This window comes from Methylobacterium sp. 4-46, assembly GCF_000019365.1.
Lineage (GTDB): Bacteria > Pseudomonadota > Alphaproteobacteria > Rhizobiales > Beijerinckiaceae > Methylobacterium.
Genome location: NC_010511.1, coordinates 5,860,692 through 5,878,155 on the forward strand (window position 1 = coordinate 5,860,692; position 17,464 = coordinate 5,878,155).

The following is a 17,464-nucleotide window of genomic DNA, read 5'->3' on the forward strand; positions in this document are numbered from 1 at the left end:
TCACTGAAGGAAGGGGTTGTCGAGGCGCTCCTGGCCGATCGTGCTCGTCGGCCCGTGGCCGGGGATGAGGACGACGTCGTCGCCGAGCGGCAGGAGCTTGGTCTTGATCGAGGCGATCAGCGCGGCGTGGTCGCCGCCCGGCAGGTCGGTCCGGCCGACCGAGCCGCGGAACAGGACGTCGCCCACCTGGGCGAAGCGCGCCTCGCGGCTCACCAGCACGACGCTGCCGGGGGAGTGGCCGGGGCAGTGCAGCACGTCGAAGGAGAGGTCCCCGACCGTCACCACGTCCCCCTCGGCGAGCCAGCGGTCCGGGGTGACGGCGCGCGCGCCCTCGATGCCGTAGGCGGCGCCGGTCCCGGGCAGCCGGTCGAGGAGCGGCTTGTCGGCCTCGTGCGGCCCCTCGATGATGACGCCGAGGCGCTCGCGCAGCTCCGCGGCCCCGCCCGCATGGTCGATATGGCCGTGGGTGAGCAGGATCTTCTCCACCGTGACGCCGGCCTTCTCGATCGCGGCGAGGATCCGGTCGAGGTCGCCCCCGGGATCGATCACGGCGGCGCGCTTGGTCGCCTCGCACCAGAGCAGGGTGCAGTTCTGCTGGAAGGGCGTGACCGGGATGATGGCGGCGCGGGGCGTGCTCGGCATGGAGATCCGTCGGCGGAGATGGCTCCCGGTCTTTTAGCCGAGAAGCTGACGCGGAGCACCTCGCGCGGCAAGGCGCCCGGCAAGGCGCCCGGAAAGACGCCCGGAAAGACGCCCGGAAAGACGCCCGCAAGGCCGCCTCGCCGCGCCCCGACGCCGCCCGGCCCCGGCCGCCGCCACCGATCCTGGAAATTTCGCGGCCGCGACCGATCGTCGGTTGTCAATCGTCGTCGCTCGCAGTAGGTTCTCCTAGTCGTAACCTTAGGTAAGTATCACCAACACGGAACAACTTCGGCGTTTGTGTGCACACGATATTTCACGCCATCGCTGGATTCTTGCTTCAGTGTGAGAATGAAATCTACAATATTTGGCTGGCAATATCCAGATCCGGGACGAAATAATCACCTGGATCGAATATGAACGCAATCATTCTCGCAGGAAAACCTATTTCTGCGATGAAGAGAGATCGTTCGTCTGCAAAAGGCTGGAAGATCATGGCGGAGAAACTTGACATGACGGCGACCGGGCGTGAGGTGATCGCAGGCGGAGTGGCGGCGGGCATGATCGCGGCGACGGGCGGGGCGGATGCGCAGGTGCTGCGCCCGCGCCTGCGCCCGGACCTGGCCTCGCCGACCGGAAAGAAGATGCTCGCGCTCTACGCCGCCGCCGTGCAGGCGATGCAGGACCCGGCGATCAACTACCCGCCGCAGCCGCAGAGCTGGACCTTCCAGTCCTACATCCACGCCGTGCCGGCCAATCCCTTCGACCCGGCCTTTTCCGGAGGGCTCCCGTCCGGCACGCCCGCGCTGAAGACCCGCATCGACGAGATCTACGGCAACCCGCCCGCCGGCAGCCCGGCCGCCGCCTGGAAGGAGGCGGCGCTGAAGTGCTGGGGCACCTGCACGCATGCGAGCCCCTATTTCGCGACCTGGCATCGCTGGTACATGTACTACTTCGAGCGCGTGTGCCGGGTGATGTGCAAGGATCCGAACTTCCTGCTGCCCTACTGGAATTACGGTTCCGGTCCGAACGCGACGCTGCAGCTTCCGCCGGGGTTCCGGAACCAGGACTATCCCTCGCTGATGTTCGACGACCGCGGGGTCGGCTTCTCCACCCCGCAGGGCGACGGCGCGCAGAACGTCGCCATGAACGCGGGCGGCTACATGCCGTTCTCCCTCATCAACTACATCCCGGCCCTCTCCACCAAGGAGATGTTCCCCTCCGACACCAATGCGATCCCCATGGGTCCGTCGCAGCCGGGCTACGCCGCGCTCGGCATGACCGGGCGGCTCGAGAACGCGCCGCACGACATGGTGCACCTCGGCGTGGGCGGGTGGATGGGCAACATCCCCTCGGCGGCGGGCGATCCGATCTTCTTCGTCCACCATTGCCAGGTCGACCGGCTCTACGCCTCCTGGGAGGCGCTGCCCGGCTCGACCTACAATTGGGGCGACCTGCCCATGCAGCCGAGCGAGTCGACCTGGAAGGATCAGCCGGCCTGGTTCGTGGACGGGTCCGGCGACCTCGTCCGGGTTCGACTCGGCGACGCGATCGACACGGCCAAGCTCGGCTACGGCTACGACACGCTGGTCAAGCCGTCGCCGGTCCAGGTCGCGGCGCTCTCCCCGAGCGCCGCGCCGCGGCCTGCCCCCGCGATCGTGGAGGCCGCGATGCGCACGAAGGCTTTCGCGGTCGGGGCCGGCGGCGCCACCGTGACCTTCGCCCCGGAGCCGGGCGCGGCGGGAGTCGAGCCCCGCGCCGCGAGCCCCGTCGCGCGCGACGGCGGGTCCGCCACGCTCGTCCTCGAAGGCGTGAGGCTGCGGCGGCGCCCGCCGGCCCCCCTCAGCGTCTTCGTGAACCTGCCCAAGGGCACGGCGCCGCAGCTCAACGGCCCCTACTACGTGACCACCCTCAACTTCTTCAACTTCGACCTCGCCACGGGCCTGCCGATCGCCCACGGGCACGGGACGGGGCACGCGGACCACGCCGCCCCGGCGCGGGCCGACCTGCGCATCGAGGTGGGCGCGATCCTGGCGGCCCAGGAGGCGAAGGGGCTCTGGGACCGCGGACCGATCACCGTGACGATCACCACGCTCGGCGCCGACAGCGTGGGCGAGGCGACCTACGTCACCTTCGACGGCGCCACCCTGACGCCCTGAGCGCGGGCGGCGCGAGGCGGATCGCCCCCGCCTGCGCGGGGGTCGATCTCCTCGACGGCGCCGGTCCCCCGGGAGGGCCGGATGGCTGCCGCGTCCCGGCCGCCCGGTCGCGGGTCAGGCGCCGGGCGGCGAGCCGCCCGCTTGAGCGACGGGACGATCCGGGTCGCTCGGGGCGCGCCGCGACAGCCACCAGCCCTCCCCGGCGAGCCACGCCTCGTCGTCGGGCACCGGTCCGCGGCGCAGGCTGCGCACCCGCTCCATCCCGCCCCCGGCCAGGGCGGCGGCGAGGCGGCGCTCGCCCTCGGGGCTGCGGGCCCCCAGGCAGGGCACGAAGCGGGTGCGCGACAGGAAGCGCGCGTCGAGGATCTCGGGGGGTGCGCCCGGGCCGCGGCGGCCCGCGAGCAGGAGCCCGCCCCAGCCCCGGTCGGGAGTCAGCGGCACGATCAGGCGCCCGGTCTCCGAGAGGGCGTCGAGCCACGGGGCGAGCGGCTCGGTCGCGCCCGCATTGACGACGATGAGGTCCGCCTCCGGCAGCGCCCCCTCCGTCCCGGAGCGGGCCTGCACGCGCACCTGGGGATAGGCGGACAGGGCCGCGGCGGCCATCCGGGCCAGGCTCGGCTCGATCTCGTAGGCCTCGACGCAGCCTCCGGGCCCGACCAGTTCGGCCAGGATCGCCGTGTAGTAGCCGCCCCCGGCGCCCACCTGCACCACCCGCTCGCCCGGGCGCGGCGCCGCCGCCGCGAGCGCGGTCGCGTGCAGGCTCGGCTCGCCGTTGTTGATGCCCTCCTCCGGGAGCAGCGACACCAGCACGTCGCGGTAGAGCCCGGCCGGATCCCCGGCCGGCACCCACTCGATCCCCTCTTCGCCCATCACCCGCCAGGGTCCGGGCCCGCAGAAGGCCTCCCGCGGCACGGTCGCGAAGGCGCGGATCAGGGCGGGATCGCGGGTCCCCGCGCGGGCCGCGACGGCGGCCGCGTAGGTGGCGCGCGGGCGGCTCAGGTCGGCCATCGCGGAGCCCTTCTGCTCGGTGGTGCGGCAGCCTAGAGCATTTTCCGACGAAGTGGATGCCGGTTCGTCGCAGAAAATCCGGCAAGATCAAAGATCTAGAGCGGCACCCGGTTGCAACGTGATCGGGTGCCGCTCTGGAGGCTGTTCGGGACCGGAAACAGGATTCGTGTCGCGCCGGCGACGTCCGGGCCGCCGGGGGGGCCCGGCCGCACGCGGCTCCTGCCCGGCGCCCAATCCGGCCCGCGCAACGCCTGTCCGCGGGCCATCGCAGCCTCCCGACCCGCGGGACCCGACCTTAAAAGGGCCGCGTTGTACAGGTCCCCTTCAGGTCCCCGGCCGTTTCCTGCCGCGTCAGCCCTGACCGGCCGGGCGCAAGGTCCATGAACGCGATCCTCATCAAGCTCTTCGCCACCGCGCTGACGCTCAGCCAGGCGACCACCCGGCCGGAGGCGATCCGCACCCAGTTCGATCCCGCCAAGGACGGGCCCGAGGTGGTGCGCATCCTGCGCGACGGCTGCGCCCACATGCGCAAGGCCTTCGACATCGAGGACATCAACCTCGACGACCTGATCTCGACCGCGATGGAGGACCCCAAGGCGATCGCGGGCGAGGCCAAGATCCTGCACGGCCTCGACATCGGCGAACTCAACACGAGCTACAAGCAGTTCTGCAAGAACGAGAACCCGCCCAACGCCCCCTTCGAGGCGAAGGCCGTGATCGAGTTCTACAACAGGGCGGTGGAGGGCCTGCCCGACGCGAGCGCGCTCAAGACCCTCCGGCTGCCGGGCGTGAGCACGATCCTGGACGGGCGCGGCAACCGCTTCTCGGAGACCGCCGAGCCGAACGGGCGGCGCATCGCCGTGCCGATCACCCAGATCCCCGTGCTGGTCCAGAAGGCCTTCATCGCCGCCGAGGACAAGCGCTTCGAGAGCCACAGGGGCATCGACGAGCGCGGGGTGATCCGGGCCTTCATCGGCAACCTCGCCTCGCCGGGCCGGCCGGCGGGCGGCTCCACCATCACCCAGCAGGTGGTGAAGAACCTGTCGGTGGGCGACGACGTCACCTACGAGCGCAAGATCCGCGAGATGATCGTGGCGGTCCGCGCCGAGCAGGTGATGACGAAGCCCGAGATCCTCGGCCTCTACCTGAACGGGATCTATCTGGGCCGCGGCGCCTACGGGGTCGAGATGGCCGCGCGCAGCTACTTCGGCAAGTCGGTCAAGGACCTGACCGTGCCGGAGGCGGCCCTGCTCGCGGGCATGCCGAAGGGACCGAACTACTACAGCCCCGACAAGTATCCCGACCGCGCCCGCGAGCGGCGCGCCTACGTCCTCTCCCGCATGAAGGAGGAGGGCGTGATCGACGAGGCGGCGATGAACGAGGCGCTGCGGAGCGACCTCGGCCTCGTGCCGCTGGAGCGCACGCGCCAGGAGGCCGGCTTCTACTACGTCGACCATCTCGGCCGCGAGGCGCGCTCCCTCGCCGGCCTCGACGCGCTCACCGCCAACGCCTACACGGTGCGCACGACGCTCAATGCCGGGCTTCAGACCGCGACCGAGTCGATCCTCCAGGACGCGCTGGCGCGCTACGAGGCGGCGACCGGCCGCTCCCGCTTCGAGGGGCCGGAATTCAACCTCGCGGACGCGGTCAAGCGCATCGAGGCCGCCACCGCGCCGGCCGCGGCGGCACCGCCCGAGCCGGCGCCCGCCGCGAAGCAGGCCGGCGGCCCGGCCAGCGGCGGCGGTCCGGCCAGCGGCGGCGGCCCGGCCAGCGGCGGCGGCCCGGCCAAGGGCGGACCGGCCAAGGGCGGCAAGGCCGCGAAGGCCCCGGCGAGGCCGGCCGGGCCCAAACCGGCCTGGCAGCGTGCGCTCGAGAGCGCCCGCGCGCCGCTCTACGACGTGCACTGGCCCCTCGCCGTGGTGCTCGACACCGGCGCCAAGGGCGCGGCGCCCCGCGTCGGCCTCGCGGACGGGCGCGTCGCCAGCCTCAATCCGGGCCTCGCCCGGGGCCGGCTCGCCCCCTACGACGTGGTGCGGGTCGCCCTTCGGGAGGGAAAGGGCGCCCCGCGGGCCGACCTGCGCGTCCGCCCCCAGGTCCAGGGCGCGGCCGTGGTGCTGGAGAACCGAACCGGGCGCATCCTCGCCATGGCGGGCGGCTTCTCCTACCCGCTGAGCCAGCTCAACCGGGTGACCCAGAGCGTCCGCCAGCCGGGCTCGACCCTCAAGCCGCTCACCTACCTGGCGGCGCTCAATGCCGGGCTGCAGCCCAACACGCTGGTGATGGACGCGGCCGTGACGCTGCCGCCGATCGGCGGGGTCGGCCAGTCCTGGTCGCCCAAGAACTACGAGGGCGGCGGCTCCGGCCCGACCACGCTGCGGCGCGGCCTGGAGCACTCGAAGAACCTCGTCACCGCCCAGCTCCTGCGCGGCGGCATCGCCGAGCGGCCGGAGCAGAGCCTGAAGCGGGTCTGCGACATCGCCCTCGAAGCCCAGCTCTACGCCGAGTGCGAGCGCTACTACCCGTTCGTGCTCGGCGCCCAGCCGGTGCGGATGATCGACCTCGCGGCCTTCTACGCGGCCATCGCCAACGAGGGCGAGCGGCCGAGCCCCTACGCCCTCGAATCGGTCGCGCAGGGCGAGACCTACGTCTACCGGCACGCGGAGCGCCCGCTCGCCCGCATCGGCTCGGCCGACCGGGTCGCCTTCTACCAGATCAAGAGCCTGCTCCAGGGCGTGACCCAGCGCGGCACGGCGGCGGCCCTCGCGCGCTTCGCCCCCTACGTGGCCGGCAAGACCGGCACCTCGGAGGACGAGAACGACGCCTGGTTCGCGGGCTTCACCAACGAGATCACCATCGTGGTCTGGATCGGCTACGACAACGCGGACGGCCGGCGCCGCACGCTCGGGCGCGGCCAGACCGGCGGGCACCTCGCCGTGCCGGTCTTCGCCCAGATCCTCCAGGCCGCCTGGGCGAACGGGGTGCCGAAATCACCCCTCGCCCCGCCGAGCCCGGAGGCGCGGCGCCTGATCGCGGACGCGCCGATCGACCTCTATTCCGGCAGCCGGGTGGCGGGGGGCGGCTTCATGGAGCATTTCCGCCTGCAGCCCGACGGACGCCTCGCCGACACCCGGTTCAGCCTCGTGCCGCAGGAATCGGTCTACGCCATGCGGCCGGACGTCGACCAGGACGGCGACGTGGTGGATGGCGGCCGGCCCGAGGACGCCAACCCGTTCGACGAGCCGCGGCGGCGGGACGAGGCGCGGCGTCCGGCGGACGTGCGGCAGCCGGACGACGACCGCTACGACCCGTTCGGGGAGATCGGGCGGCAGCTCTTCGGCGGCCCGCCGCCGATCCGCCGGGCGCAGCCGGTGCCGGCCCCCGAGCCGATCTGGCCGGGCCCCTCGGCCCGCTCGCCCTTCGGCGACGACGACGGCTACCGCCGGCCGCGCCGCCGCGATCCCGACTATCTCTTCGGGGAAGATCCGACCTATTGACGGTGCGGCCCCCCGGCCCCCGAATCTCAAGGAAGTCCCGCCCGTGCGTCACAGCCTCACGGCCCGCCTCCGCGTCGCCGCGCCCCTTCTCGTCGCCTTGACGGCGACGCCGGTCCTCGCCCAGTACCGCACCAAGGACGTGCCGAGCCTCGCGGGCCTCGATGCCGGGGGGATCGCCCCGAACACGATCCTGTTCACCGATCACCGGGACAACCCGTCGAGCCCCGAGAGCGGCCTCACCCCCTTCGCCGAGTGGAGCCGCAACCAGCCGGTGCAGAAGGCGATCCTCTCGCCCTACCCGGACTACGTCGAGCCCGACTACAAGGTGACGGTGAACGGGACCACCAAGGCGCGGCACGAGGCGCTGAAAGTCTACCTCGCCGAGGCGCGCTTCGTGGTGCCGCGCCCGGCCGACCGCATCGACCTCAAGCGGTTCGCCTCGCTCGGCTTCCTCGGCCGGATGGATCCGGCGATCAAGCACAGGGCCCTCAACCCGGCCGACGCGACGCCGACCAGGGACCCGGCGGCCGCCTTCGCGCGCCGGCCCGACCGGCCGTGGTGCGCGGCGCCCGACACGCTCTGCATCGAGTCGCGCTACGACCTGGAGGGCAAGCTGCCGCTCGGGGTCAAGCTCGCCAACAAGCTGGAGGAGGGCGGCAAGAAGATCGCCGAGTTCGTCTCGTTCCAGAGCGAATTGCGGGTCCTGCCGCCCGAGGAGGCGGGGAAGCTCGCGAGCCTCACCCGGATCGACGCTCCGGTGGCGGGCGCGATGGAGCAGAACATCTTCTGGGTGAACCAGATCCTGCGCTTCGGCAAGTTCCTGGCGGTGCTGCAGCCCGCCGCGGGCGATCCGGGCAAGACGGTGGTGACGGCCACCATGGCGCTCGGCATCAAGGCGGACGTGCTCGACCGCAAGAAGGAGTACGAGCGCGTCCCGGTGCTGCGCAACCTGCTGCCGGCCCAGGTGCTGATGGGGAATTCCTCCTTCAACACCGGCAACTCGATCAGCGCGGGCCTGCCGACCTACGCCCGCAACCGCATCGCGGCGTTCGCGGACGCGCTCGCCAAGGAGTGATCGGTCCCCCGCATCATGCGCCGAAGCGGCCCCCGGTTCGGCGGCGAACCGAAGGTCCGCGTCAGCGAAACATGATGCGAAAACCGAATGAGGCAGACTCGCGTCAGGCGATTCTGCCGAGCGCCCGGCTCATCCGACATCCGGTTGATGGCTTCGCCATCTCCGATTTCGGCCATGCGGATGTCGGCTTCGCTCAGGCGCCGCGCTCAGGCGCCGCGCAGGCGCGTGAGCCGGGATCCGCTTGGATCAAGCGGATCCCGGATCAGAGCCCGCGATTGCCGATGGTCGGGACGGTGGGCTGCGTGAAGGCGCGGTTGACGTCCGGCCGGCGCTGCGTGCCGTTGGTGTCGTTCGAGCGGACGTAGTTCTGGGTGCTGAAGGTCTCGCTGAAGGCGGAGCGGTCGGCTTCCATGCTGGTGCAGGCGGGGAGCAGCGCGGCCAGGGCGCCGGCGGCGAGGAGGAGCGGGAGCTTCATCGGTCGGTCCTGTGGGACGGTTCTGCCGGACGGCGAGCCGCCCTCCTCGCGGGGGAACGGGGCGCGGTCAAGGCGCGGCGCGGCGGCCGGCGCGGTTTGCCGGCGGGCGTGGCCGGGGCGCCGCGGCCGCCGGAATCCCGTGGAGAGCCGCGATTCCGTCCTGGCGCGGGGGCAGCCTTTGCGCGACATTCGGGGCCGATGAGCAATGTCGTTCCCCTGCGCGCCCGCACGGCGCCCGACGTCTCCGCCCGCGAGGTCGCCGCGGTGGTCTCCGACCTCGTGGCGATCGCCGAGCAGCTGCACGACATCGGCGCCCGCACGGCGAGCCTGGGACGGCCGCGCCCCGAGACCGAGCGCTCGGTCCAGATGCTCCTCGACGCGGTGACCTCGGTCGAGCGGGCGCTCGACGTCATCACGGATGGCGGCGACTACGCGCCGTTCTGATGCGCCGGGCTGACCGTTTCGCCGGCTGAGCGGAATCCGGGTCCGCTCCGGGGAGCGAGCGTCGGCCGGCCCCTCCCCCACCCGGTGACGCCTGCCGCGCGCTGTGCGATCAGGGGCGATCGCGGGCCGCGGCCCGCCCCCTCGCAGCGGGACATCGCATGTCGGACCTGACCCTTGACGCCGCCCAGAGCATCGTGGCGACGGCGCTCACCACCGCCCGCAGCCTCGACCTGAAGCCGCTCGCGGTGGTGGTGCTCGACGCCCGCGGCGCGCTCAAGGCCGCGTCCGTCGAGGACGGGACCAGCCTGAAGCGGGCCGAGATCGCCGCCGGCAAGGCGAACGGGGCGCTCGCCCTCGGGCTCGGCTCGCGGGCGATCGGCGCCCGGGCGGAGGCGCAGGCCTATTTCGTCGCCGCGGTGACCCACCTCGCCGGGCCGGCCGGGCTCGTCCCGGTGCCGGGCGGGGTGCTGATCAAGCGCCACGGCCACGTGATCGGCGCGGTCGGCATCTCGGGGGACACCTCGGACAACGACGAGACCGCGGCCGTGGCCGGCATCGAGGCCGCCGGGTTCGAGGCCCAGACCGGCGCCTGAGCGGGCGCCCGGCCATGCGCCCGGCCATGCGCCGCCGCGACCTCCTCGCCGCGAGCGGCGGGGCCATCCTCGGGGCCGCGGCGCGCGGCGCGCGCGCGGCCGGGCCGGCCCTCTACCGGCGCGGCAACGACGCCGATCCGGAAACCCTCGATCCGCACCGCTCCTCGACCCTCGCGGAGGCCACGATCCTCCTCGACCTCTTCGAGGGCCTGACCTGCTACGACGCGGCCGGGCGGATCGTGCCCGGGGCGGCGGAGAGCTGGACCACCTCCGAGGACGGCCTCACCTGGAGCTTCACCCTGCGCCCGGACGGGCGCTGGTCGAACGGCGACCCCGTGGTGGCGGAGGATTTCCTGGCCGGGTTCCGCCGCATCCTCGACCCGGCGACCGGCGCCAAATACGCCAACGTGCTGTTCCCGATCCGCGGGGCGGAGGCGGCGAACCGGGGCGCCGCGCCGGTGGAGCGGATCGGCGTCGCGGCGCCGGATCCGCGCCGGGTGGTGATCACGCTCGCCCAGCCGACCCCCTACCTCCTCGAACTGATGACCCATCAGGCGAGTTCGCCGATCCACCGGCCAACGCTCGCCCGGCACGGCGACGCCTTCAGCCGGCCCGGGCTGCTCGTCTCGAACGGCGCCTACCGGCTGACGGATTTCGTGCCGAACGACCGGGTCACGGCGGCGCGCAACCCGCATTTCCGCGAGGCCGGGCGCGTGCGGATCCCCGAGATCGCCTACATCCCGACCCCGGACCTCGCGGCGGCGGTGCGGCGCTTCGCGGCCGGCGAGATCGATTCCCTGAGCGATCTGCCGGCCGACCAGATCCGGGCCCTGAAGGCCCGCTTCGGCGAGCAGGTCTGGCTCGCGCCGGCGCTCGGCGTGCTGGTGCTGATGGTCAACCTGCGCCGGGCGCCGCTCGGCGACCGGCGGATCCGCCAGGCCCTGTCGCTCGCCATCGACCGGGAATTCCTGGCCGAGGCGGTCTGGGGCGAGTCGATGCTGCCGGCCTACTCGCTGACGCCGGCGGGGCTCGACAACGCCCTGCCGCCCCCCGAGATGCCGGGCCGGGACCTCTCGCCCCTGGAGCGGGAGGACCGCGCGGTGGCGCTGCTGCGCGAGGCCGGATACGGGCCGGGAGGGCGGCCGCTGCCCGTCGAGATCCGCTACAACACCACCGACAACAACCGGAACACCATGGTGGCGATCGCCGACATGTGGCAGCCGCTCGGGGTCAGCACGCGCCTCGTCAACACCGATGCCAAGACCCACTTCGCGCATCTGCGCGACGGCGGACCGTTCGACCTCGCCCGCTACGCCTGGATCGCCGATTACGCGGACCCGCAGAACTTCCTGTTCCTGGTCGAGAGCGACAACGACGGCTTCAACTCGGGCCACTACGCCAACCCGGCCTACGACGCGCTGATGCGCGAGGCGGCCGGGACCGTCGATCTCGCGCGGCGGGCCGGGCTGCTGCACCGGGCGGAGGAGGTCTTCCTCGCCGACCTGCCCTGGATCCCGCTGCTGCACTACCGGCACAAGCACATGGTCTCGCCGCGGCTGCGCGGCATCGTGCCCAACCTGCGCGGCGTCTCCCCGACCCGCTACCTCTGGCTGGACGGATGAGCGCCCCGCCCCGCGGGGGCCCGCCCCGATGACCGGCTTCGTGCTGCGCCGCCTCGCCCAGGCGGTCCCGACCCTGTTCCTGGTCGTGACCCTGTCCTTCTTCCTCGCCCGGGTCGCGCCGGGCGGGCCCTTCGACCTGGAGCGGCCGCTCGCCCCCGCGGCGATGGAGAACCTGCGGCGGGTCTACGGGCTCGACCAGCCGCTCCTCGTCCAGTACGGGCGCTACCTCGCCGCGCTCCTGTCGGGGGATCTCGGACCGTCCTTCTCGGTGCGGGACATGGGCGTCGGCGACCTCCTGGCCCGGGGCCTGCCGGTGTCGATGACCCTCGGGGGGCTGGCGCTGGCGCTGGCGCTGATCGCGGGCGTCGGGCTCGGGGGGCTCGCCGCCGCGCGCCGGGGCCGCGCCCTCGACCACGCGGTGATGCTGCTCGGCACGCTCGGGCTGACCGTGCCGGGCTTCGTCGTCGCGCCGCTGCTCCAGATCGCCTTCGGGCTCGGCCTGCGCTGGCTGCCGGTCGGCGGCTGGGAGGGCGGCGCGCCGCGCCACCTCGTCCTGCCGGTGGTGACGCTCGCCCTGCCGCAGGTGGCGGTGATCGCCCGGCTCACCCGGGCCGCCCTGGCCGAGACGCTGGCGACGCCGCCGATGCGCACCCTGCGGGCGCTCGGGCTGCCGCGCCGGGTGATCGCCCTCCACGCCCTGCGGGGCGCGGCGCTGCCGGTGGTCTCCTATCTGGGCCCGACCGCGGCGGGGCTGCTCACCGGCTCGGTGGTGGTGGAGACGATCTTCGGGCTGCCCGGACTGGGCCGCGCCTTCGTGGACGGGGCGCTCAACCGCGACTACCCGCTGGTGATGGGCACGGTGGTGCTGGTGGCCTGCTTCGTGATCCTGTTCAACCTCCTGGTCGATATCGGCCTCGCCCTCCTCGACCCGCGGGTGCGCCGGGCATGAGGCCGCCGCCCGACCTCTCCCTGTGGGCCGCGGCGGCGCGGCGGCTGCGGGGCGACCCCGCGGCCCTGGCGAGCCTCGCGGTGCTGATCCTGATCGGGCTCGCCTGCGCGGCGGGGCCGCTCCTCACCGGCCACGCCTTCGGGCGCCTCTCCTACGATTACCCGCGCACGCCGCCCTCGCTGGAGGTCTATCCCCGCCCCGGGACGATCGGCCCGGCCCTGGAGCGGCTGGCCCTGCGCATGCGGGTGCGCGCGGAAGAGATCGCCCTCGAGCCCGGCGCCGTGCGGGTGACGCTCGCGGCCGACCGGCCGATCGACGCGCGGGTGCTCGGCTTCTTCGCGCGCTCCGACCTGTTCGCCCCAGCGACCCTGCTCGGGCGGGCGGAGGACGGGCGCCGCCTGTCCCTGCGGGTTCCGGTGCGCGAAACGCGCTTCCTCCTCGGCACCGACACGCTCGGGCGCGACCTCCTCACCCAGGTGCTGGTGGGCGGCCGGGTGTCGCTCGCCCTCGGGCTCCTGGCGACCGCGGTGGCGCTGGGGATCGGCGTCGCCTACGGGGCGCTCGCGGGCTATCTCGGCGGCGCGGTCGACGCCGCGATGATGCGGCTCGTCGACATCCTGTACGCGCTGCCCTTCGTGTTCTTCGTGATCCTGCTCGTCGTGGTGTTCGGCCGCTCGCTGGCGCTGGTCTTCGTGGCGGTCGGGGCGGTGGAGTGGCTCGACATGGCCCGCATCGTGCGCGGCGAGGCCCTGGCGATCCGGCGCCAGGATTACGTGCGGGCGGCCGAGGCGCTCGGGCTCGGCACGGGCGCGATCCTGCGCCGCCACGTGGTGCCGAACGCCCTCGGGCCGGTCCTGGCCTACGCGGCCCTGCTGATCCCGCGGGTGATCCTGCTGGAGAGCTTCCTGTCCTTCCTCGGGCTCGGCGTGCAGGAGCCGATGACGAGCTGGGGCGTGCTGATCGCGGACGGCGCCCGCAGCATCGAGAGCGCGCCCTGGATGCTGCTGGCGCCCGCCGCCGCGCTGGTCGCGACGCTCGTGGCCCTCACCCTCCTCGGCGACCGCCTGCGCGACGCCCTCGATCCGCGGGGCGCCTGAGGTGGCGCCGCTCCTCAGCCTCCGGGGCCTGTCGGTGGCCTACGGCGAGGGGGCGGCCCTGTCGGGCCTCGACCTGACCCTCGGGCGGGGGGAGACGCTCGCCCTCGTGGGCGAATCCGGCTCGGGCAAGAGCCAGGCGGCGCTCGCCGTGATGGGATTGCTGCCGGAGACGGCGCGGGTGACGGGCTCGGCCCTGTTCGACGGCACCGAGCTGATCGGCCTCCCCCGCCCGGATCTCGACCGCATCCGCGGCGCGCGGATCGGCATGGTGTTCCAGGAACCGATGAGCGCCCTGCCGCCGCTCTCCCCCGTCGGGCACCAGATCGCCCTGCCGCTGCGGGCGCATCGCGGGCTGACGCGCGCCCAGGCCCGCGCCCGCGCCCTCGACCTCCTGCGCCTCGTGGGGCTGCGCGACGCCGCCGCGCGGCTCGGCGCCTACCCGCACGAATTGTCGGGGGGCGAGCGCCAGCGGGTGATGATCGCCATGGCGCTCGCCTGCGAGCCCGACCTGCTGATCGCGGACGAGCCGACCACGGCGCTCGACGTCACCGTCCAGGCCCAGATCCTGGCGCTGCTGGCCGACCTCAAGGCCCGGCTCGGCCTCGCGCTCCTGTTCATCAGCCACGACCTGCGCCTGGTGCGGCGCATGGCCGAGCGCACCGCGGTGCTGCGGGGCGGGCGCCTCGTCGAGTGCGGGCCGACGGAGCGGCTCTTCGCCGAGCCGCGTGCGCCGGAGACCCGCGACCTCGTGGCGGCCGAGCCCGCCGGGCGCAAGGGCCCGGTCCCGGCCTCCTCCCCTCTGGTGCTGGAGGCGCGCGGGCTCCGCGTCGCCTATCCGGGGCGGGGCGGGCTGCTGCGGCGGGCGCCGCCGCGGGTGGCGCTCGCCGGCCTCGACCTCGCGCTCAGGGCCGGGCAGACCCTCGGGGTGGTCGGGGAATCGGGCTCGGGCAAGTCGAGCCTCGGGCGGGCGCTGCTGCGGCTGGAGCCGGCCGCGACCGGGATCGTGCGCTTCGAGGACCGGGACCTGACCGGGCTCGGCCGGGCGCAGCTGCGGCCGCTGCGGCGGGGTTTCCAGCCGGTGTTCCAGGACCCGCACGGCTCGCTCTCGCCGCGGCTCACCGCGGGGGAGATCGTGTCCGAGGGCCTGCGGGTCCACGCGCCGCGCCTGAGCGCCCGCGAGCGCGACGCGCGGGCCGCGGAGGCCTTCGCCGCGGTGCGGCTCGATCCGGACTGGCGCCACCGCTTCCCGCACGCCTTCTCGGGCGGGCAGCGGCAGCGCATCGCCATCGCGCGGGCGATGATCCTGCGGCCGCGCGTGGTGGTGCTCGACGAGCCGACCTCGGCGCTGGACCGCACGGTGCAGCGGGACATCGTCGCGCTGCTGCGCGAGTTGCAGGCGGCGCACGGCCTCGCCTACCTGTTCATCAGCCACGACCTCGCGGTGGTGCGCGCGCTCGCCGACACTTTGCTGGTCCTGCGCGACGGGCGCGAGGTCGAGCGGGGCGAGACCCTGGAGGTGCTGGCGCGCCCGCGGCAGGCCTACACCCGGGCGCTGGTCGCGGCGGCGGGGCTCGGGGAGCCCGCCCCGGCCTCCGGGCCGGATGGTTCCTAGGAGAGGGGGGCGTCGCCCACCGGCCCGCGATCGAGACAACGTGATCGCCGCCTGGGGCGCGCGCGCCTGCGCTCCCCCCATGGTGCGATCGGGAGCGCTGGATTAGGCTGCCCCGGTCCGGCCCGCCACCCGGTGCCGGTTCCTGAAGGACCCCTCGGCGCAAGCGATGCCCTGACCGCCCCGACCATCCCGGCCCGTCGGCCGTCGCGCGCCCGTCCCCGCGGAGGATTTGCGATGACGGTGTCTCCAGCCTTCTCGCCCGTCACCAGGGCGTATCACCCCGCCGTCCACCGGATCGGCCCGGCCGACCTGCGGACCGCCCTCGCCAAGGGCTGGGGGGACTTCCTCGACAATCCGACGCACGTCCTGTTCATCGTGATGATCTACCCGATCGCCGGGGTGATCCTCGCGGCGGCGGTCTTCGAGAACGATCTCCTGCCGCTGCTCTTCCCCCTCGCCTCGGGCTTCGCCCTGATCGGGCCCTTCGCGGCGATCGGCCTCTACGAGATGAGCCGGCGGCGCGAGCGCGGCCAGGAGACCGACTGGGTGCAGGCCTACGCGCCGCTGACCCGGCGCTCGCCGCGGGCGATCCTCGGCGTCGGCCTCGTCCTCACGGCGATCTTCCTCGCCTGGCTCGTCGTGGCGATGGGGATCTACCGCGCGCTCTTCGACGGCGCGGCCTACGCCTCGGCCGGGGCCTTCCTGACGGACGTCCTCACCACGCCGCGGGGCTGGGCGCTGATCGTGGTCGGCAACCTCGCGGGGGCGGCCTTCTCGCTCCTGGCGCTCGCGGTCAGCGCCGTGTCGATCCCGCTCCTCGTCGACCGCGACACGGATGCGGGCACGGCGATCGAGACCTCGATGGCCCTGATGCGCGAGAATCCCGGCACCATGGCGCTGTGGGGCGTGATCGTGGCGGCGCTCCTCGTCGTCGGCATGGCGAGCCTGTTCGTCGGGCTCGCCGTGGTGCTGCCGGTGCTCGGCCACGCCACCTGGCACCTCTACCGGCGGGCGGTCGGCCCCGCCTGATCGACCAGCGCCGCGTAGGTCAGGACGCGCAGCTCGCGCCGCAGCGGCAGGGCCGAGGACGGCATGAGCTGCGTGAGCAGGATCACGAACAGCTCCTCGGCCGGGTCGATCCAGAAGGCCGTCGAGGCGGCGCCGCCCCAGGCGACCTCGCCCGGCGTGCCGAGGATCTGCGCCTTGGCCGGGTCGAGCATGACCGAGAAGCCGAGGCCGAAGCCGATCCCGGCATAGCTCGATTCCGAGAAGCGCGGCTGGCCCATATCGGCGAGGTCGCCGCGCAGGTGGTTGGTGGTCATCAGGTCGACGCTCTTGCGGCCGAGCAGGCGCACGCCGTCGAGTTCGCCCCGGTTGAGGATGAAGCGGCAGAAGCGGGCGTAGTCGGCGGCCGTCGAGACGAGCCCGCCCCCGCCCGAGGCGACCCTGCGCGGATGCGCGTAGCGTCCCTCGACGGCGTCGTCGATCAGGGTCAGGCGCCCGCCCTCCCCGTGGGCGTAGTTCGAGGCGAAGCGCGCCAGCTTCTCGGCCGGGACGTGGAAATCGGTGTCGACCATGCCGAGCGGGCGGATGATGCGCTCGCGCAGGAACGCGTCGAAGGGCTGGCCCGACACCACCGCGACGAGGTGCCCGAGCACGTCGGTGCCGATCGAGTAGTTCCACTCGGCGCCGGGCTGGGACAGGAGCGGCAGGGAGGCGGCCTTGGCCACCACCTCGGCGAGCGAGGTCTCGGCGGTCTGGAAGTCGATGCCCTCGTCCCGGTACATGGCATCGACCAGGGTCGATTCCATGAAGCCGTAAGTGAGGCCCGAGGTGTGGGTGAGGAGGTCGCGGATGGTGATGTCGCGCTCGGCCGGCACGCTCTCCCACTTCCGGCGGCTGCCGCCGGTGAGCACCCGCATGCCGCGGAATTCCGGCAGGAAGCGGGTGACCGGATCGTCGAGCTGGAAGCGCCCCTCCTCGTAGAGCATCATCACCGCCACCGAGGTGAGCGGCTTGGTCATCGAGTAGATGCGCAGGATCGTGTCCCGCGCCATCGGGCGGCCGCGGGCGAGGTCGCAGAGCCCGTGCGCCCGCGCGAAGGCGATCTCGCCGCGCCGCGCCACCGTCACCGACAGGCCGGCGAGCCGGCCGGATTCCACGTAGCGGCGCATCCAGCCGTCGACGCGCTCCAGGCGCTCCGCGCAGAGGCCGACCGCCTCGGGGGCACAGGTGGGTTCGGACAAGGGGGCGACTCCTCGCTCTGACGACGCTTCAGGGGTTCTAATACCACCGGT

General features: G+C 73.4%; 14 protein-coding genes. 10 read left to right on the forward strand and 4 right to left on the reverse strand.

Annotated elements, in window-relative coordinates:
• On the reverse strand, positions 1-642 hold the full coding sequence (locus M446_RS25730) for an MBL fold metallo-hydrolase (RefSeq protein ID WP_012335038.1): 642 nt from the start codon (positions 640-642) through the stop codon (positions 1-3).
• Between the two features lie 509 nt (positions 643-1,151).
• On the opposite strand from M446_RS25730, the gene M446_RS25735 reads away from it, so the two are divergent.
• Positions 1,152-2,798, forward strand: coding sequence for a tyrosinase family protein (locus tag M446_RS25735; RefSeq protein ID WP_012335039.1), 1,647 nt, complete (start codon positions 1,152-1,154; stop codon positions 2,796-2,798).
• Between the two features lie 114 nt (positions 2,799-2,912).
• Here M446_RS25735 and M446_RS25740 read toward each other — a convergent pair whose 3' ends face one another.
• A complete protein-coding gene (locus tag M446_RS25740) occupies positions 2,913-3,806 on the reverse strand; it encodes a protein-L-isoaspartate O-methyltransferase family protein (RefSeq protein ID WP_012335040.1) in 894 nt (297 codons plus the stop codon).
• A 380-nt stretch (positions 3,807-4,186) separates the two neighbouring features.
• On the opposite strand from M446_RS25740, the gene M446_RS25745 reads away from it, so the two are divergent.
• Both M446_RS25745 and M446_RS25750 read left to right on the forward strand, forming a co-directional pair.
• Complete coding sequence (locus tag M446_RS25745; protein WP_012335041.1) at positions 4,187-7,300, forward strand: penicillin-binding protein 1A; 3,114 nt, start codon at positions 4,187-4,189, stop codon at positions 7,298-7,300.
• A gap of 43 nt (positions 7,301-7,343) precedes the next feature.
• Positions 7,344-8,375 (forward strand): hypothetical protein, encoded by a 1,032-nt coding sequence (locus M446_RS25750; protein ID WP_012335042.1) that lies wholly within the window; start codon positions 7,344-7,346, stop codon positions 8,373-8,375.
• 262 nt (positions 8,376-8,637) lie between these two features.
• Here the strand turns inward: M446_RS25750 and M446_RS25755 are convergent, their stop codons facing one another.
• Entirely contained in the window at positions 8,638-8,850 is a 213-nt protein-coding gene (locus M446_RS25755; protein WP_012335043.1) for a hypothetical protein, read from the reverse strand.
• Positions 8,851-9,048: 198 nt separating this feature from the next.
• Here M446_RS25755 and M446_RS25760 point away from each other — a divergent pair, with 198 nt between their 5' ends.
• The 7 genes from M446_RS25760 to M446_RS25790 all read left to right on the forward strand — a co-directional run bounded on the left by M446_RS25760 (position 9,049) and on the right by M446_RS25790 (position 16,196).
• On the forward strand, positions 9,049-9,294 hold the full coding sequence (locus M446_RS25760; protein ID WP_012335044.1) for a hypothetical protein: 246 nt from the start codon (positions 9,049-9,051) through the stop codon (positions 9,292-9,294).
• A 158-nt stretch (positions 9,295-9,452) separates the two neighbouring features.
• On the forward strand, positions 9,453-9,887 hold the full coding sequence (locus M446_RS25765) for a GlcG/HbpS family heme-binding protein (protein WP_012335045.1): 435 nt from the start codon (positions 9,453-9,455) through the stop codon (positions 9,885-9,887).
• 14 nt (positions 9,888-9,901) lie between these two features.
• Positions 9,902-11,509: a peptide ABC transporter substrate-binding protein gene (locus M446_RS25770; protein WP_012335046.1), complete on the forward strand. Its 1,608-nt coding sequence runs from the start codon at positions 9,902-9,904 to the stop codon at positions 11,507-11,509.
• A gap of 28 nt (positions 11,510-11,537) precedes the next feature.
• The gene (locus M446_RS25775) at positions 11,538-12,458 is read left to right on the forward strand and encodes an ABC transporter permease (protein WP_012335047.1); all 921 of its coding nucleotides are present in this window, start codon (positions 11,538-11,540) and stop codon (positions 12,456-12,458) included.
• Entirely contained in the window at positions 12,455-13,555 is a 1,101-nt protein-coding gene (locus tag M446_RS25780; protein WP_012335048.1) for an ABC transporter permease, read from the forward strand. The genes M446_RS25775 and M446_RS25780 overlap by 4 nt, the downstream gene beginning before the upstream one ends.
• 1 nt (position 13,556) lies before the next feature.
• Positions 13,557-15,167, forward strand: a complete 1,611-nt coding sequence (locus tag M446_RS25785; RefSeq protein ID WP_012335049.1) for an ABC transporter ATP-binding protein — start codon at positions 13,557-13,559, stop codon at positions 15,165-15,167.
• Positions 15,168-15,401: 234 nt separating this feature from the next.
• On the forward strand, positions 15,402-16,196 hold the full coding sequence (locus M446_RS25790) for a DUF2189 domain-containing protein (RefSeq protein WP_012335050.1): 795 nt from the start codon (positions 15,402-15,404) through the stop codon (positions 16,194-16,196).
• Here the strand turns inward: M446_RS25790 and M446_RS25795 are convergent.
• Positions 16,169-17,413 (reverse strand): serine hydrolase domain-containing protein, encoded by a 1,245-nt coding sequence (locus M446_RS25795; protein ID WP_012335051.1) that lies wholly within the window; start codon positions 17,411-17,413, stop codon positions 16,169-16,171. The genes M446_RS25790 and M446_RS25795 overlap by 28 nt on opposite strands.
• Positions 17,414-17,464: the final 51 nt, after the last annotated feature.

Bases quoted from the DNA above. Each gene is read 5' to 3' on its own strand.
- M446_RS25730 (WP_012335038.1), bottom strand. From the start codon at position 642: ATGCCGAGCACGCCCCGCGCCGCCATCATCCCGGTCACGCCCTTCCAG.
- M446_RS25735 (WP_012335039.1), top strand. From the start codon at position 1,152: ATGACGGCGACCGGGCGTGAGGTGATCGCAGGCGGAGTGGCGGCGGGC.
- M446_RS25740 (WP_012335040.1), bottom strand. From the start codon at position 3,806: ATGGCCGACCTGAGCCGCCCGCGCGCCACCTACGCGGCCGCCGTCGCG.
- M446_RS25745 (WP_012335041.1), top strand. From the start codon at position 4,187: ATGAACGCGATCCTCATCAAGCTCTTCGCCACCGCGCTGACGCTCAGC.
- M446_RS25755 (WP_012335043.1), bottom strand. From the start codon at position 8,850: ATGAAGCTCCCGCTCCTCCTCGCCGCCGGCGCCCTGGCCGCGCTGCTC.
- M446_RS25760 (WP_012335044.1), top strand. From the start codon at position 9,049: ATGAGCAATGTCGTTCCCCTGCGCGCCCGCACGGCGCCCGACGTCTCC.
- M446_RS25765 (WP_012335045.1), top strand. From the start codon at position 9,453: ATGTCGGACCTGACCCTTGACGCCGCCCAGAGCATCGTGGCGACGGCG.
- M446_RS25770 (WP_012335046.1), top strand. From the start codon at position 9,902: ATGCGCCCGGCCATGCGCCGCCGCGACCTCCTCGCCGCGAGCGGCGGG.
- M446_RS25775 (WP_012335047.1), top strand. From the start codon at position 11,538: ATGACCGGCTTCGTGCTGCGCCGCCTCGCCCAGGCGGTCCCGACCCTG.
- M446_RS25780 (WP_012335048.1), top strand. From the start codon at position 12,455: ATGAGGCCGCCGCCCGACCTCTCCCTGTGGGCCGCGGCGGCGCGGCGG.
- M446_RS25790 (WP_012335050.1), top strand. From the start codon at position 15,402: ATGACGGTGTCTCCAGCCTTCTCGCCCGTCACCAGGGCGTATCACCCC.